Source organism: Variovorax humicola, assembly GCF_037889915.1.
Lineage (GTDB): Bacteria > Pseudomonadota > Gammaproteobacteria > Burkholderiales > Burkholderiaceae_C > Variovorax > Variovorax humicola.
This window is the reverse complement of sequence record NZ_JBBKZV010000006.1, coordinates 342,420-357,346: the sequence shown is the minus strand read 5'-3', so window position 1 is coordinate 357,346 and position 14,927 is coordinate 342,420. Positions and strand designations below refer to the sequence as shown.

17 protein-coding genes are annotated in these 14,927 nt (G+C 64.4%); 12 read left to right on the top strand and 5 right to left on the bottom strand.

The features are described 5' to 3' along the window. Positions 1–328, top strand: a 328-nt coding sequence (locus tag WKW80_RS14030; RefSeq protein ID WP_340364159.1) for a biotin/lipoyl-containing protein, incomplete at its 5' end; no start/stop codon positions are given. After that, positions 325–825, top strand: a complete 501-nt coding sequence (locus tag WKW80_RS14025; RefSeq protein WP_340364158.1) for a VOC family protein — start codon at positions 325–327, stop codon at positions 823–825. The genes WKW80_RS14030 and WKW80_RS14025, both read left to right, overlap by 4 nt. Here the strand turns inward: WKW80_RS14025 and WKW80_RS14020 are convergent. After that, on the bottom strand, positions 815–1,312 hold the full coding sequence (locus WKW80_RS14020; protein ID WP_340364157.1) for an Lrp/AsnC family transcriptional regulator: 498 nt from the start codon (positions 1,310–1,312) through the stop codon (positions 815–817). The two genes, WKW80_RS14025 and WKW80_RS14020, sit on opposite strands and share 11 nt — an antisense overlap. 112 nt (positions 1,313–1,424) lie before the next feature. Here WKW80_RS14020 and yedA point away from each other — a divergent pair, with 112 nt between their 5' ends. Further along, a complete protein-coding gene (yedA, locus tag WKW80_RS14015) occupies positions 1,425–2,345 on the top strand; it encodes a drug/metabolite exporter YedA (protein ID WP_340364156.1) in 921 nt (306 codons plus the stop codon). A gap of 12 nt (positions 2,346–2,357) precedes the next feature. Here the strand turns inward: yedA and WKW80_RS14010 are convergent, their stop codons facing one another. The 4 genes from WKW80_RS14010 to WKW80_RS13995 form a co-directional block, all read right to left on the bottom strand. Further along, positions 2,358–2,990, bottom strand: coding sequence for a LysE family translocator (locus WKW80_RS14010; protein WP_340364155.1), 633 nt, complete (start codon positions 2,988–2,990; stop codon positions 2,358–2,360). Then, the gene (locus tag WKW80_RS14005; protein WP_340364154.1) at positions 2,987–3,613 is read right to left on the bottom strand and encodes an RnfABCDGE type electron transport complex subunit B; all 627 of its coding nucleotides are present in this window, start codon (positions 3,611–3,613) and stop codon (positions 2,987–2,989) included. The genes WKW80_RS14010 and WKW80_RS14005 overlap by 4 nt, the downstream gene beginning before the upstream one ends. Positions 3,614–3,632: 19 nt before the next feature. Further along, on the bottom strand, positions 3,633–5,036 hold the full coding sequence (locus tag WKW80_RS14000) for a polyhydroxyalkanoate depolymerase (RefSeq protein WP_340364185.1): 1,404 nt from the start codon (positions 5,034–5,036) through the stop codon (positions 3,633–3,635). An 89-nt stretch (positions 5,037–5,125) separates the two neighbouring features. After that, complete coding sequence (locus WKW80_RS13995) at positions 5,126–6,322, bottom strand: amino acid aminotransferase (protein ID WP_340364153.1); 1,197 nt, start codon at positions 6,320–6,322, stop codon at positions 5,126–5,128. 129 nt (positions 6,323–6,451) lie between these two features. Between WKW80_RS13995 and uvrB the strand changes: the two genes are divergently transcribed. The 9 genes from uvrB (at position 6,452) to dnaQ (ending at position 14,911) form a co-directional block, all read left to right on the top strand. Next, positions 6,452–8,584 (top strand): excinuclease ABC subunit UvrB, encoded by a 2,133-nt coding sequence (gene uvrB / locus WKW80_RS13990; protein WP_340364152.1) that lies wholly within the window; start codon positions 6,452–6,454, stop codon positions 8,582–8,584. A gap of 218 nt (positions 8,585–8,802) precedes the next feature. Then, on the top strand, positions 8,803–9,339 hold the full coding sequence (gene iscR, locus WKW80_RS13985) for a Fe-S cluster assembly transcriptional regulator IscR (RefSeq protein WP_340364151.1): 537 nt from the start codon (positions 8,803–8,805) through the stop codon (positions 9,337–9,339). Between the two features lie 70 nt (positions 9,340–9,409). Then, positions 9,410–10,630 (top strand): IscS subfamily cysteine desulfurase, encoded by a 1,221-nt coding sequence (locus WKW80_RS13980; RefSeq protein WP_340364150.1) that lies wholly within the window; start codon positions 9,410–9,412, stop codon positions 10,628–10,630. A gap of 40 nt (positions 10,631–10,670) precedes the next feature. Continuing rightward, positions 10,671–11,084: a Fe-S cluster assembly scaffold IscU gene (gene iscU, locus WKW80_RS13975; protein WP_340364149.1), complete on the top strand. Its 414-nt coding sequence runs from the start codon at positions 10,671–10,673 to the stop codon at positions 11,082–11,084. 1 nt (position 11,085) lies between these two features. Continuing rightward, positions 11,086–11,409: an iron-sulfur cluster assembly protein IscA gene (iscA, locus tag WKW80_RS13970; protein WP_218511567.1), complete on the top strand. Its 324-nt coding sequence runs from the start codon at positions 11,086–11,088 to the stop codon at positions 11,407–11,409. Between the two features lie 61 nt (positions 11,410–11,470). After that, complete coding sequence (hscB, locus tag WKW80_RS13965) at positions 11,471–11,989, top strand: Fe-S protein assembly co-chaperone HscB (RefSeq protein WP_340364148.1); 519 nt, start codon at positions 11,471–11,473, stop codon at positions 11,987–11,989. Between the two features lie 4 nt (positions 11,990–11,993). Then, entirely contained in the window at positions 11,994–13,850 is a 1,857-nt protein-coding gene (hscA, locus tag WKW80_RS13960) for a Fe-S protein assembly chaperone HscA (RefSeq protein WP_340364147.1), read from the top strand. A 3-nt stretch (positions 13,851–13,853) separates the two neighbouring features. Further along, on the top strand, positions 13,854–14,192 hold the full coding sequence (fdx, locus tag WKW80_RS13955) for an ISC system 2Fe-2S type ferredoxin (protein WP_340364146.1): 339 nt from the start codon (positions 13,854–13,856) through the stop codon (positions 14,190–14,192). Next, positions 14,192–14,911 carry a DNA polymerase III subunit epsilon gene (gene dnaQ / locus WKW80_RS13950; protein ID WP_340364145.1) on the top strand — a complete coding sequence of 240 codons (720 nt, stop codon included), beginning with the start codon at positions 14,192–14,194 and terminating at the stop codon, positions 14,909–14,911. Before fdx ends, dnaQ begins: the two co-directional genes overlap by 1 nt. The last annotated feature ends 16 nt before the right edge of the window (positions 14,912–14,927 follow it).

Genomic DNA, 14,927 nt, shown 5'->3' with positions numbered 1-14,927 from the left:
GAACCCGCTGGCGCTGCGGGTGTCGCACAACGGCACGCAAGTCGAGGCGATGGTGCTGTCGCCGCTGGGCGCGCGGCTGCAGCAGCTCATGCCCTACAAGGCACCGCCGGACCTCAGCAGATACCTGATGTCGCCGATGCCGGGCCTGCTGGTCGAAGTGGCCGTGAAGCCGGGCCAGCATGTGCAGGCGGGCGAGAAGCTGGCGGTCATCGAGGCCATGAAGATGGAGAACGTGCTGTTCGCCTCGCATGACGGCGTGGTCGGCACGATCTCGGCGGGCAAGGGCGAATCGCTGGCGGTGGACCAGGTGATCCTGGAGTTCGCATGAGCGCCGTCCAGCGGCCATCCGTCCAGCGCCCGTTCAAGGTGCTGGGCATCCAGCAGATTGCCATCGGCGGGCCCGACAAGCAACGCCTGCAGAAGCTCTGGGTGGACATGCTGGGGCTGGAGGTCACGGGCACGTTCAGGAGCGAGCGCGAGAACGTCGACGAAGACATCTGCGCCATCGGCAGCGGCCCGTTCAAGGTCGAGGTCGACCTGATGCAGCCGCTGGACCCTGACAAGAAGCCGGCGGTGCACGCCACGCCGCTCAATCACGTCGGCTTGTGGATCGACGACCTGCCGGTGGCCGTCGAATGGCTCGCTGCGAAGGGCGTGCGCTTCGCACCCGGTGGCATCCGCAAGGGCGCGGCGGGCTTCGACATCTGCTTCCTGCACCCGAAGGCCAACGACGAATTCCCGATCGCAGGTGAAGGCGTGCTGATCGAACTCGTGCAGGCGCCGCCCGAGGTGGTCGTCGCCTTCAACGCGCTGGCTACGCGTTGAGGATCTTCCGGATCGGCGGCTTCACATCCGAGCGTCGCGGCGGCAGCATCGGTTGATGTTCGCGCGCCGGGTTCAGGATGATCGAGGTCGCGGTCTCGGTCAACAGACAGAACTTCGTCACGACCGCATCGAGATGCGCCACGTCGATGACCGCGATCTCCAGCACCCAGCTGTCGTCCCCCGTCACGTTATAGGCATTGATGCATTCGGGCGTTTGCTGCACCAGCTTGACGACGCGTGCGTACTCGGCGCGCCCGACGCGAATGATGGCGCGGATGCCGTAGCCGAGCTTCGAAAGATCCACCGTCGCGCGATAGCCGCTGATCACGCCTGAGCCCTCGAGTTTGCGCACGCGCTCGGTGACAGCGGGCTGGCTCAGGTGAACGCGGCGGCCGAGTTCGGCCATCGTCAGGCGCGCGTCGGCCTGCAATTCGGCGAGGATGCGGGTGTCGTAGGCGTCCAATGTCAGGTTCAAGGTCGTTTCCATGAATCTCCTTTGATTCCGTGGCATTCTGGCCAAAGAACCGTTGGTTATCCATGGTTGCGCGCCATTCGCCTTCATAGGATGGAGGCAAACCTTCCGCAATGGATCGCACCAAATGCCCGTCCTGAACTCACTGACACCTGCCAGCAAGCTGGCGCCGGACGCCTCGAGTACCGGCTTGTCATCGCTGCTGCTGCTGTGCCTTGCCGCCACCTGGTTGGTGTGGGGCTCGACCTACCTCGCCATCAAATATGCGCTGCTGAGCTTTCCGCCTTTCCTGCAAATGGGCACGCGCTTCCTGTTCGCAGGCGCCTTGCTTGCCGCGTGGATGCGTTGGCGTGGCGTCGCATGGCCGACGCGCCAGCAATGGCGCAATGCGCTGGTCATTGGCGGCCTGATGTTGGGCGGCGGGATGGGCGGCACGGCGTTCTCCGAGGTTTCAGTAGGCTCTGGCCTGGTGGTGGCCTTCATCGCAGTAGTGCCGCTGATGATCGCGCTGCTGAATCTGTTTTGGGGCGTGGTCCCTCGCAGGCTCGAAGCGATGGGAATCGTGCTGGGGCTGGGCGGCGTGTTGATGCTCACGCAAGGCAGCGGATTTCAGGCCTCGCCCGCCGGGTTGGTGGCCATCGCAACGGCCTGCGTTTGCTGGTCGGTCGGTAGCGTGTTGAGCCAGCGGACCCTCCAGCTTGCCGAAGGCGCCATGGGCTTTGCCAGCGAAATGATCTGCGGTGGCGTCGTGCTGCTGTTGTTGTCGGCATTGCACGGCGAAGCCTTCGACTGGCCGCCGCAGCCGCTGGCCGTCGCGGCCTGGCTCTACCTTGTGGTGTTCGGTTCGCTGATCGCGTTCAATGCCTACATGGTTCTGCTGGCCCGCGCGCCGGCTTCGCTCGCGTCAAGCTACACCTTCGTAAATCCGGTCATCGCGATGCTGCTGGGCGTGTTGATCGCGGGCGAGACGGTCACGCCCTTCGAGTGGGGCGCCGTGACGGTCGTGCTGTCGGGGGTGCTCCTGTTGCTATGGAAGCCACGCGCCTGAGCGCGCAGCCGTTCAGACTCCAGGCCGGCGCCAGAACGCGAGCATCGCCGCCAGTGCCCACATGCCCGCCGCACAGCCGCGGTTGAGCCGCTGCAGGCTGCGCTTGGACAGCCAACGCACGGCCTGCGTGCCGGCGCCCGCATAGGCGAGCATCACGCAGGTATCGAGCGACACGAAGATCGCGCCGAGCACCACGTATTGGTGGGCCTGCGGTTGCGACGTATCGATGAACTGCGGCAGGAAGGCCGCGAAGAACAGGACCGACTTGGGATTCGACAGCGCCACGGCCAAACTGCGCAAGAGGGCGCGCCCGCCCTGCGGAGATTCGCCCTGTTCGGCCAGCGCCGCGCGCACGTCGGGCGGTTGGCTGCGCCAGAGCTTCACGCCGAGCCACACCAGGTAGAGCACACCGGCCACCCGCAGCGCGTTGAACAGGAATTCCGACGCTGCCATCAACGAGCCCAGTCCCAGAGCAACCGCGGTGATCACGGCAGTGCTGCCAATCGATGCCCCCGCGATGCCCCAACCCGCGCGCCGCATGCCACCCGAGATGCCGTTCGACAGCGCCAGCAGCATGGTCGGCCCTGGCGTGACCGCAAGCAGCAGCGAGGTAAGGACGAAGAGGAGCAGGGTGTCGATGGTCATGGCTTTTTCGCAGGTGGGCGCGCGGCGGCGGCACGCGCACGCGCGAGGGCTGCTTCGACGAAGGCGCGCTTGCGGTCCGCGGCGGGGGCCGGCGCTTCGTCGGGTTCAATCAGATCTTGTCGCCCGCCCGCGGGGCGATGTGCGGCATGGAGGCTGTAGCGTTTCAGGGCTTCGTCGGCCCGGCGCTGCGACCATGCTTGCCAGCCGGTGCGGCCCGGCGTCACGTCTTCGAGCGAGATGCAGTCGACCGGACAAACCGGGATGCACAACTCGCAGCCGGTGCAATGCGGCTCGATGACGGTATGCATGCGCTTGTGGATCCCGAGGATCGCATCGGTCGGGCAGGCATCCAGGCACAGCGTGCACCCGATGCACCACGCTTCGTCGATCACGGCCATGCGGCGCGGCCCTTCGACGCCGAACTCCGCGCCGAGCGGGCGCGAGGGCTGGCCCGTGATCGCCGCCAATCGTTCGATACCTTCGGTGCCCCCTGGCGGGCATTGGTGGATACCTGCATCGCCGCGCGAGATCGCCTCGGCATAGCCGGCGCAATCTGGATAGCCGCAGCGCGTGCACTGCGTTTGCGGCAGCGCGGCGTGAATGCGCACTGCCAACGGCGTCATGTTGAACCAGGAGTCGGAATCAGCGCGCGGCGCGGCGCGTCTTCGCGGGCGCTGCCGCCGTCTTGCGCACGGCCTTCGAAGCCGCCTGCACCAGACGCTTCTTCGGCGCACGAATGGTGTCTTCAGCGGTTACGCGCGTCGTGGAGCCCGCGCGTTTCTGTGGTTCGTCATGGTCGGCAATGAACGTCGCAGCCTTCGGATACACCAGCTCACGCCAGCGGCGACCACTGAAGATGCCGTAGTGGCCCGCGCCCTTGACCTCGTAGTGCTCCTGGCGCGCCGCCACAATCCCGGTGCACAGCGCATGCGCCGCCTTGGTCTGGCCCGAGCCCGAGATGTCGTCCAGTTCGCCTTCGACCGTCAGCAGCGCAGTCGTGCGAATGTCCTGCGGCCTGACCCGCTCGATCTGTCCTTGCGGATTCTTCACGTCCCACGTGCCGTTGACCAGGCCGAACTCCTGGAACACGGTGCGGATGGTCTCCAGGTAGTAGTCCGCGTCCATGTCCAGCACGGCGTTGTACTCGTCGTAGAACTTGCGGTGCGCCTCGGCGCTCGCATCGTCGCCCTTGATCAGGTCCTTGAAGTAGTCATAGTGGCTGCTCGCGTGGCGGTCGGGGTTCATCGCCACGAAGCCGGTGTGCTGCAGGAAGCCCGGATACACGCGTCGGCCCTCGCCCGGGAAGCCGGCCGGAACGCGGTAGATCACGTTGTTCTCGAACCACTCGAAGCTCTTGTTGGTAGCCAGGTTGTTGACCGCCGTGGGCGACCTGCGCGCGTCGATGGGCCCGCCCATCATTGTCATCGTGAGCGGCGTCTGTTCACCGCGGCTGGCCATCAGCGACACCGCCGCGAGCACCGGCACCGTCGGCTGGCACACGCTCACCACGTGGCAGTTGCCGTATTCGGCCTGCAGCAGGCGAATGAACTCCTGCACGTAGTTGACGTAGTCGTCGAGGTGGAACGCGCCTTCGGACAGCGGCACGGTGCGCGCGTTCTTCCAGTCGGTGATGTAGACCTTGTGGCCCTGCAGCATGGTGCGCACGGTGTCGCGCAGCAGCGTCGCGTAGTGGCCCGACAGGGGCGCCACGATCAGCACCACCGGCTGCGCCTTGAGCGTCTGCAGGGTGTGCGGGTCGTCGGTGAAGCGCTTGAAGCGGCGCAGCTGGCAGAAGGGCTTGTCGAGTTCGATGACCTCCTGGATCACCACCTCGTCGCCATCGACCTTCACGCTCTTGATGTTGAACTCGGGCTTTTCGTAATCCTTGCCCAGGCGATAGAGCAGGTCATAGCCGGCGGCCATGCGCTGAGACATCGGGAGCTGGCCCCAGACGGCGCCCGGCGCATAGAGCTTGGAGGCGGCCTGGGCGAAGTCCGAGAACGGCTCCATCAAGGAGCGTTGTGCTTCGTAGAACTGATAGAGCATCATGGGCACCCTGTTATGTAAATATTGCAGTGCAATGTATCAGGGAGCGCCACGATGCGTGTAGGCAAACTCCTACAAATCCTACGGGCTCAAATCACCTTGGCGACACATTTACACACATATTCGATGTTCTTGCTGTTGAGCGCAGCGACACACATGCGGCCGGTATCCGTGCCGTAAACACCGAATTCATTGCGCAGGCGAACCATCTGGTCCTTGGTGAGGCCAGAGTAGCTGAACATGCCGATTTGCGTCGTGATGAAGCTCATGTCCTGCTTCACGCCAGCGGCTTTGAGGCCGTCGACAAACTTTTGCCGCATGGCCTTGATGCGGACACGCATTTCGGCCAGTTCGCCTTCCCACACCGCGCGGCGCGCCGGGTCGTTGAGCACGGCTGCCACCACGGCGCCGCCGTGGATCGGGGGGTTGCTGTAGTTGGTGCGGATCGCGATCTTGAGTTGCGACAGCACACGGGCAGCCTCTTCCTTGCTCTCGCACAGCACCGACAGCGCGCCGACGCGCTCGCCATACAGGCTGAAGCTCTTGGAAAACGAGGTCGAGACGAAGAAGGTCAGGCCGGCCTCGACGAACTTGCCGATGACCGCGCCGTCCTCCGCGATGCCGTTGCCGAAGCCCTGGTAGGCCATGTCGAGGAAGGGCGTGAGGTTCCTGGCCTTGACAGCGGCGATGACCTCGTCCCACTGAGCGGGGGTGATGTCGTAGCCGGTCGGGTTGTGGCAGCAGGCGTGCAGCACGACGATGGTGCCGGGCACGGCTGCGTTGAGCGCAGCCAGCATGCCGTAGAAGTTGACGCCACGGGTGTCGGCATCGTAGTAGGGATAGCTTTCGACAGGGAAGCCGGCGTTGGTGAACAGCGCGCGGTGGTTCTCCCAACTCGGATCGCTGATCAGCACGGTGGCATCGGGGCTCAGCTTCTTCAGAAAGTCCGCGCCGACCTTCAGGCCGCCGGTGCCGCCGATGGCCTGGACCGTGGCTACGCGGCCAGACTTCACCGGTTCGCTGTCGGCGCCGAACACCAGTCCCTTCACGGCGTTGTCATAGGCCACGATGCCGTCGATGGGCAGGTAACCGCGGGCAGTCGGCGCTTTCATCATGTCGGCCTCGGCGGCCTTGACGCACTCCAGCAATGGCAGCTTGCCGTTGTCGTCGTAGTAGACGCCGACGCCCAGGTTGACCTTGTCCGGATTGCTGTCGGCGGAGAATTGTTCGTTAAGGCCCAGGATCGGGTCGCGCGGCGCCATTTCGACGGCGGTGAACATTGACATTGAGAAAAGTCCTTCGGGTGAATCGATGCGACCCTGGCGTCGCCCGGGTTTGCGCTGCTGCTCGAGGCTGCGTTAGCCTATCGAGTTCGCTTGAATTTTACCGATCGGGCCGCAACTCTTCCGAACCCCATGCCTGAAATCACCGAAGTCATTCCCGAACGGCAACATGCCGAGTCTGTCGGCCCTGTGAAAGAGGGCGAATTCATCAAGTTTCCGGGCTCGCCTTTCGAGTTGTTCCAGCCCTATCCGCCGGCGGGCGACCAGCCCACGGCCATCGAGGGATTGGTCACGGGTGTGGAAGACGGCGAGGTGTTCCAGACGCTGCTCGGCGTTACGGGCTCGGGCAAGACCTTCACGATGGCCAACGTGATCGCGCGGCTCGGCCGGCCAGCCATTGTGTTCGCGCCCAACAAGACGCTGGCCGCGCAGCTCTACAGCGAGTTCCGCGAGTTCTTCCCCAAGAACGCCGTCGAGTACTTCGTCAGCTATTACGACTACTACCAGCCCGAGGCCTACGTGCCGCAGCGCGACCTGTTCATCGAGAAGGACAGTTCGATCAACGAGCACATCGAGCAGATGCGCCTGTCGGCCACCAAGAGCGTGCTGGAGCGGCGAGACACGGTCATCGTGGCCACCGTGAGTGCCATCTACGGCATCGGCACGCCCGAGGACTACACGCAGATGCGCTTCATCATGCGCGTGGGCGACAAGATCGGCCAGCGCGACGTGATCGGCCGGTTGATCCGCATGCAGTACACGCGCAACGAGCAGGATTTCTCGCGCGGCACCTTCCGTGTGCGCGGCGACACGATCGACGTGTTCCCGGCCGAACACAGTGAACTGGCGATCCGCATCGAACTGTTCGACGACGAGATCGAGACGCTGCAACTGCTCGACCCGCTCACCGGTCGCATCCGGCAGAAAATCCCACGCTTCACCGTGTACCCGTCGAGCCACTACGTGACGCCGCGCGACAAGGTGATGAGCGCGGTCGAAACCATCAAGCTGGAACTGGCTGACCGGCTCAAGGAACTCGTGGGCGCCGGCAAGCTGGTCGAGGCGCAGCGGCTGGAGCAGCGCACGCGCTTCGACCTCGAGATGCTGTCCGAGATCGGCCACTGCAAGGGCATCGAGAACTACACGCGCCACCTCTCCGGCGCGGCGCCCGGCGAGCCCCCGGCAACGCTGACCGACTACCTTCCCAAGGACGCGCTGATGTTTCTCGACGAGAGCCACCAGATGATCGGCCAGCTCGGCGGCATGTACAACGGCGACCGTGCACGCAAGGTCACACTGGTCGAGTACGGCTTTCGCCTGCCGTCGGCGCTGGACAACCGGCCGCTCAAGTTCGACGAATTCGAGACGCGCATGCGCCAGGCCATCTTCGTGTCGGCCACGCCGGCGCAGTACGAGAAGGACCATGCCGGCAACGTCGTCGAACAACTCGTGCGGCCCACCGGACTGATCGACCCCGAAGTCGAAGTGCGTCCCGCGACGAACCAGGTCGACGACGTGCTCGGCGAGATCCGCCTGCGCGTCGAAAAGAGCGAGCGCGTGCTGATCACCACCCTGACCAAGCGCATGGCGGAGCAACTCACCGATTACCTGGGCGACAACGGCGTCAAGGTGCGCTACCTGCACAGCGACATCGACACCGTCGAGCGGGTGGAAATCCTGCGTGACCTGCGCCTGGGCGCCTTCGACGTGCTGGTGGGCATCAACCTGCTGCGCGAGGGGCTGGACATCCCCGAGGTGTCGCTGGTCGCCATCCTGGATGCCGACAAGGAAGGCTTCCTGCGCGCCGAGCGCTCGCTGATCCAGACCATCGGGCGGGCCGCCCGCAACCTGAACGGCAAGGCGATCCTGTACGCCGACAGGATGACCGAATCGATGAAGAAGGCCATCGACGAGACCGAGCGCCGCCGCGCCCGCCAGATCGCCCATAACGAGGCGAACGGCATCACGCCGCGCAGCATCGTCAAGCAGGTGCGCGACCTGATCGACGGGGTCTACAGCGAGAAGAGCGGCAAGGAGGCCGCCAAGCTCGAACTCGAACGCGCCAAGGTCGAGGACATGAGCGAAAAGGACGTCTCCCGCGAGATCAAACGACTCGAAAAGCTCATGCTGGAGCACGCCCGCAATCTCGAATTCGAAAAGGCCGCCCGCGTGCGCGACCAGTTGGCGCTGCTGCGCGAGCAGGCCTTCGGCGCCCGTGGCAGCGACAACATTGCCGTCCTCGCGCCGGGCGGATCGCGCGCCTGAAATCCCTTGCCCCGGCCAAATCGGGGTTTACCCGAGCAGTCCGGAGGGTTTTCTGGTATAGTTGACCGAAATAGTCAACAACAAGAGAACTCCGGATGAAGGGCCGGCTCCAACCAGATGGCAACACCAATGGTTATGAGCCGGGCAGGGCGGAGACGACGTTGCCGAGCCTACCCGGCACGGTGTCATTTCAATGGTAAGCACACAAGGAGCTTGCGATGCGTCTCACAACCAAAGGCCGTTTTGCGGTCACCGCGATGATCGACCTGGCATTGCGCCAGAACACGGGTCCGGTCACGCTGGCCGCGATCAGCCAGCGCCAGCAGATTTCGCTGTCCTATTTGGAGCAGTTGTTCGGCAAGCTGCGCCGCCACGAACTGGTCGAATCGACCCGCGGCCCCGGCGGCGGCTACTCGCTGGGCCGCAAGGCGTCTGAAATTACCGTCGCGGACATCATCGTCTCGGTCGACGAACCCATCGACGCCACCCAGTGCGGCGGCAAGGAAAACTGCCTTGGCGAAGCCGGGCGGTGCATGACGCACGAACTCTGGGCCTCGCTGAACCAGCGCATGGTCGAGTTCCTGGACTCGGTCACCCTGCAGAAGCTGGTGGACGATCAGCTCGCCAAGGGCGTGCAGGTCGAGAACAAGCCGGTCGTGAAGCGCGCAATTTCCGCGCAGCCGGTCGTCAAGCCGATACGCGTCAACGCGCCGAATTCGGTGTTCGCACTGGGCAACGTTTTCGCCAAATCCTGATCCTGACGGCGCCCGCGGGCGCCGTGTAAACGACTCAATCCTTTCCATCCTTCGCCAGCCCGAGCCAGCCATGGACGTCACTCCCCATTTCCCGATCTACCTCGATTACGGCGCCACCACGCCGGTGGACCCGCGCGTCGTCGACGCCATGATTCCCTGGTTGCGAGAACACTTCGGCAATCCCGCATCGCGCAGTCATGCGTGGGGCTGGGAGGCCGAGGAAGCGGTGGAAAAAGCCCGCGGTGAAGTCGCCGACCTGATCGGGGCCGACCCGCGCGAAATCGTCTGGACGTCCGGCGCGACCGAGTCGAACAACCTTGCGCTCAAGGGCGCGGCGCACTTCTACAAGGGCAAGGGCAAGCACCTGATCACGGTGAAGACCGAGCACAAGGCCGTGCTCGACACCATGCGCGAGCTTGAGCGCCAGGGCTTCGAGGTCACCTACCTCGACGTGCAGGACAACGGCCTGCTCGACCTCGAAAAATTCAAGGCCGCGATCCGCCCCGACACGATCCTGGCGAGCGTCATGTTCGTGAACAACGAGATCGGTGTCGTGCAGGACATGGTTGCGCTCGGCAACATCTGCCGCGAGAAGGGCGTGATCTTCCACGTCGATGCGGCACAAGCCACCGGCAAGGTTCACATCGACATGGCCAAGCTGCCGATCGACCTTCTGAGCCTGGCCTCGCACAAGACCTACGGCCCCAAGGGCATCGGTGCGCTGTACGTGCGCCGCAAGCCGCGCATTCGGCTCGAAGCGCAAATGCACGGCGGCGGTCACGAGCGCGGCATGCGCTCGGGCACGCTGCCCACGCATCAGATCGTCGGCATGGGCGAGGCATTCCGCATCGCCAAGCTCGAGATGGCGGATGACATTGCCAAGGCAGCCAAGTTGCAAAAGCGCCTGCTGCACGGCCTGAAGGACGTGGAGCAAGTGTTCATCAACGGCGACCTCGAACACCGCGTGCCGCACAACCTGAACATGAGCTTCAACTATGTCGAGGGCGAGTCGCTGATCATGGGCATCAAGGGCCTGGCGGTGTCGTCTGGCTCGGCCTGCACGTCGGCCAGCCTGGAGCCCAGCTATGTGCTGCGCGCCCTCGGCCGCAGCGACGAGCTGGCCCACAGCAGCCTGCGCATGACCATCGGGCGCTTCACGACCGAAGAAGAGATCGACTACGCGATCTCCACCATCAAGCACAACGTGGCGAAGCTGCGCGAACTCAGCCCCTTGTGGGAGATGTTCCAGGACGGCATCGACATCAGCACGATCCAGTGGGCCGCCCATTGACATCGATGCACTGACCGAACAAGTTCAAAGAGGTAACCCCATGGCATATTCATCCAAGGTCATCGACCACTACGAAAATCCGCGCAACGTCGGCTCCTTCGAAAAGGGCGACGACACGGTAGGCACCGGCATGGTCGGCGCACCGGCCTGCGGCGACGTCATGAAGCTGCAGATCAAGGTCAATGCCGAAACCGGTGTGATCGAGGACGCACGCTTCAAGACGTACGGCTGCGGCTCGGCCATTGCTTCATCGTCGCTCGTGACCGAGTGGGTCAAGGGCAAGACGCTGGACGAAGCTGCTGCGCTGAAGAACGCGCAGATTGCAGAGGAACTGGCGCTGCCGCCGGTCAAGATCCATTGCTCGATCCTGGCGGAAGACGCGATCAAGGCGGCGGTCAACGACTACAAGGCGAAACACGGCGCGGCCGTCGCCGCGGCCGAAACGACGCACTGATATGGCTGTAACGCTCACTGAAGCAGCCGCGCGCCATGTCACCCGCTATCTCGGTAAACGGGGCAAGGGCGTGGGTGTGCGGCTGGGCGTCAAGACCACCGGCTGCTCGGGCCTGGCCTACAAGCTCGAGTACGTGGATGAGCTGGCGCCAGAGGACGTCGTGTTCGAAGACCGCGGCGTGAAGGTGCTGGTCGATCCGAAGAGCCTGGCCTATATCGACGGCACGCAACTCGACTTCGTGCGCGAAGGTTTGAACGAGGGTTTCAAGTTCCTGAACCCGAACGAACGCGACCGTTGCGGTTGCGGAGAAAGTTTCCGGATCTGATTTCACGGCTCACGCAGCCGCGAGCCGCCAACATGTCATGTGCTGGCGGTTTTTTCTTGCCATGAATCTCAACGACACCGACTTCGAACTGTTCGACGTGCCCGCCACCTTCGCGCAGGACCGTGCGGCGCTGGATGCCCGTTGGAAGCAATTGCAACGCGAGGCGCACCCTGACCGTTTTGCCGCCCAGGGTGCGGCGGCGCAACGCGTGGCGATGCAGTGGTCGGTGCGCATCAACGAGGCGTATCAGCGGCTCAAGGATCCGATCAAGCGCGCGACCTATCTGTGCGCGCTCAACGGGTCGCCCATCGAGGCACAGAACAACACCACGATGCCGGCCGACTTCCTGATGCAACAGATGGAGTGGCGGGAAGAACTCGACGACGTGCGCGACGAAGCGGGCGCCGACAAGCTCCGCGACGAAGTCGACGCAAGCCGGGCACGTGCACTATCGTCGCTCGACTCGCTGATCGACCAGAAGGGTGATTACGCCGCCGCGGCGCGCCAGGTCAGAGCCCTCATGTTCATTGAGCGCTTCGCAGAAGACATCGATGCCAAGACGGCACAGTGGGGACAATAGAGCCATGGCATTGCTACAGATATCCGAACCCGGCCAGGCGCCCGATCCGCACCAGCGACGCACCGCCGTCGGCATCGACCTGGGCACGACGCACTCGCTCGTCGCTGCGATCCGCAATGGCGTGCCCGAATGCCTCCCCGATGCCGAGGGCCGCGTGCTGCTTCCTTCGGCCGTGCGCTATCTCGACCGCGAGCGGCGCCAGATCGGCTTCGACGCGCTGGCGGCGCGTACCGACGACCCAGGCAACACGATCACGTCCGCCAAGCGCCTGATGGGCCGCGGCATGGCGGACATCGCCAACCGCCACGCGATGCCCTACACCCTGGTGGACGAGGGCGGCATGGTCAAGCTGGACACCGTGGCCGGCGTGAAGTCACCGGTCGAGATCAGTGCCGAAATCCTGGCCACGCTGCGCTACCGCGCCGAAGACAGCTTCGCCGACGACCTGTACGGGGCCGTCATCACCGTGCCGGCCTACTTCGACGAAGGCCAGCGCCAGGCGACCAAGGATGCGGCAGAACTGGCCGGGCTCAACGTGCTGCGCCTGATCAGCGAGCCGACCGCGGCGGCGATAGCCTACGGTCTCGACAACGCGAGCGAAGGCGCCTACGCGGTGTACGACCTGGGCGGCGGCACCTTCGACATCTCCATCCTGCGCCTCACGCAAGGCGTGTTCGAGGTGATCGCGACCGGTGGCGACTCTGCGCTGGGTGGCGATGACTACGACCATGCGTTGACTGACTTCGTGCTCGCGCAGAGGGAACTGGTGGTCGAGACTGCCGCGGACAAGGCGGCCTTGCTGATCGCCGCTCGTGCGGCCAAGGAAGCGTTGACTGGCGCCGAATCGGTCAATTTCCACGCCGGACTGTCGGTTGGGACGATCAACCTTCGTCTGACACGCTCACAGTTCGACGAGGCGACCAGGCCGCTCACGGACCGTACCGTCGCAGCCGTGCGCAAGACGCTGCGCGACGCGAAGCTCAAGCCCGACGACCTGAAGGGCGTCGTGCTGGTCGGCGGTGCCACGCGCATGCCGCAAATCCGCCGTGCGATGGCCGAGTTCTTCGGTCGTGAGCCGCTGACCAATCTCAATCCGGATGAAGTCGTTGCGCTCGGCGCGGCGATCCAGGCGAATCAACTGGCGGGAAACGGCGGCACCGGTGACCTGCTGTTGCTCGACGTGATTCCACTGTCCCTCGGCATCGAGACGATGGGTGGCCTGGTGGAGCGGATCGTGCCGCGCAACCAGACCATCCCGACCGCGATGGCGCAGGACTTCACCACCTACCAAGACGGCCAGACCGCGCTGGCCCTGCACGTGGTGCAAGGCGAACGCGACCTCGTGGCCGACTGCCGCAGCCTCGCGCGCTTCGAACTGCGCGGCATCCCGCCGATGGCCGCGGGCGCCGCGCGCATCCGGGTCACCTTCACAGTCGATGCCGACGGCTTGCTGAGCGTCGGCGCGAAAGAGCAGGGTAGCGGCGTGGAAGCGAACGTCACCGTCAAGCCGTCGTACGGGCTCTCGGACGACCAGATCGCGAAGATGCTGCAGGAAAGCTTCTCGACCGCTGCAGCCGACATGCAGGCTCGCGCGCTCGTCGAAGCGCGCGTCGATGCCGACCGCATGCTGCTCGCCACTCAAAGCGCGCTCAATGCCGATGGCGACCTGCTCGATGCGGACGAACGCGCCGCCATCGAGTCGCTGATGGAAGCATTGCGCAAGGCGCACAAGTCCGATGACGCAGCCGTGGTCGAAGCCGCCACCAAGGCGCTGGCCGACGGCACTGAAGCATTTGCCGCGCAGCGCATGAACCAGGGCATCGCACGCGCGCTGTCAGGCCGCAAGCTCGAATCACTCTAAAAAATGCCCACGATCAAGATTCTTCCGCACGCTGAGTACTGCCCGGAGGGCGCCGAGATCACCGCGCCCAGCGGCACCTCGATCTGCGAGGCGTTGCTCGACCACAAGGTCAACATCGAGCACGCCTGCGACATGAGTTGCGCCTGCACCACCTGCCACGTCATCGTGCGCCAGGGCCTCAATTCGCTCAACGAGGCCGATGAAGCCGAGGAAGATCTGCTCGACCGTGCCTGGGGCCTCGAGCCGCAATCGCGGCTGAGTTGCCAGGCCATCCTTGCGCAGCAGGATGTGACCATCGAGATCCCCAAATACTCGATCAACCACGCCAAGGAAAACCACTGATGTCGCGCCAGATCGTCCTCGACACCGAAACGACCGGCCTGTCCGCCGAGAACGGCGACCGCGTCATCGAACTCGGCTGCGTCGAGCTGTATGCGCGCAAGCTGACCGGCAACGACCTGCACATCTATTTCAACCCCGAGCGCGAAAGCCATGAAGACGCGTTGAAGGTGCACGGCCTGACGACGGACTTCCTGCGCGACAAGCCCAGGTTCGCCACGCTCGCAAATGATGTCGTGGAGTACCTGCGCGGCGCGGAATTGATCATCCACAATGCGGCCTTCGACGTCGGCTTTCTCAACAAGGAACTCGAACTCGCCGGGCTGCCGCCACTGCACACGTTCGTCGGCGAGGTCACCGACACGCTGGCCATGGCCAAGCAGGTGTATCCGGGCAAGCGCAATTCGCTCGATGCGCTGTGCGACCGCTTCGGTGTCGACCGCTCCAACCGCACTTTCCACGGCGCGAAGCTCGATGCGCAACTGCTCGCTGACGTCTACATCAGCCTCACCCGCGGCCAGGATGCGCTGCTGATCGACGTGGGCCAGGATGAACCCGAGATCGGGCAGGTGGTCTCGATCGACCTGCGCCAATTCACGCTGCCAGTCTTGCTGGCAGGCGATGGCGAACTCGCCGCGCACGAGGCCGCGTTGCTGCAGCTCGACAAGGCCAGCAACGGCCGCACGCTGTTTCGCCAGATCGACGAAATCTCTGTGGCATAATCTGAGGCTTCGCATG

Excerpts from the sequence above, each read along its gene's own strand:
- iscA (WP_218511567.1), top strand. The coding sequence starts at position 11,086 with ATGGCTGTAACGCTCACTGAAGCAGCCGCGCGCCATGTCACCCGCTAT.
- WKW80_RS14025 (WP_340364158.1), top strand. The coding sequence starts at position 325 with ATGAGCGCCGTCCAGCGGCCATCCGTCCAGCGCCCGTTCAAGGTGCTG.
- hscB (WP_340364148.1), top strand. The coding sequence starts at position 11,471 with ATGAATCTCAACGACACCGACTTCGAACTGTTCGACGTGCCCGCCACC.
- uvrB (WP_340364152.1), top strand. The coding sequence starts at position 6,452 with ATGCCTGAAATCACCGAAGTCATTCCCGAACGGCAACATGCCGAGTCT.
- hscA (WP_340364147.1), top strand. The coding sequence starts at position 11,994 with ATGGCATTGCTACAGATATCCGAACCCGGCCAGGCGCCCGATCCGCAC.
- iscR (WP_340364151.1), top strand. The coding sequence starts at position 8,803 with ATGCGTCTCACAACCAAAGGCCGTTTTGCGGTCACCGCGATGATCGAC.
- dnaQ (WP_340364145.1), top strand. The coding sequence starts at position 14,192 with ATGTCGCGCCAGATCGTCCTCGACACCGAAACGACCGGCCTGTCCGCC.
- WKW80_RS14000 (WP_340364185.1), bottom strand. The coding sequence starts at position 5,036 with ATGCTCTATCAGTTCTACGAAGCACAACGCTCCTTGATGGAGCCGTTC.
- WKW80_RS13995 (WP_340364153.1), bottom strand. The coding sequence starts at position 6,322 with ATGTCAATGTTCACCGCCGTCGAAATGGCGCCGCGCGACCCGATCCTG.
- WKW80_RS14020 (WP_340364157.1), bottom strand. The coding sequence starts at position 1,312 with ATGGAAACGACCTTGAACCTGACATTGGACGCCTACGACACCCGCATC.
- WKW80_RS14010 (WP_340364155.1), bottom strand. The coding sequence starts at position 2,990 with ATGACCATCGACACCCTGCTCCTCTTCGTCCTTACCTCGCTGCTGCTT.
- iscU (WP_340364149.1), top strand. The coding sequence starts at position 10,671 with ATGGCATATTCATCCAAGGTCATCGACCACTACGAAAATCCGCGCAAC.
- WKW80_RS13980 (WP_340364150.1), top strand. The coding sequence starts at position 9,410 with ATGGACGTCACTCCCCATTTCCCGATCTACCTCGATTACGGCGCCACC.
- yedA (WP_340364156.1), top strand. The coding sequence starts at position 1,425 with ATGCCCGTCCTGAACTCACTGACACCTGCCAGCAAGCTGGCGCCGGAC.
- fdx (WP_340364146.1), top strand. The coding sequence starts at position 13,854 with ATGCCCACGATCAAGATTCTTCCGCACGCTGAGTACTGCCCGGAGGGC.
- WKW80_RS14005 (WP_340364154.1), bottom strand. The coding sequence starts at position 3,613 with ATGACGCCGTTGGCAGTGCGCATTCACGCCGCGCTGCCGCAAACGCAG.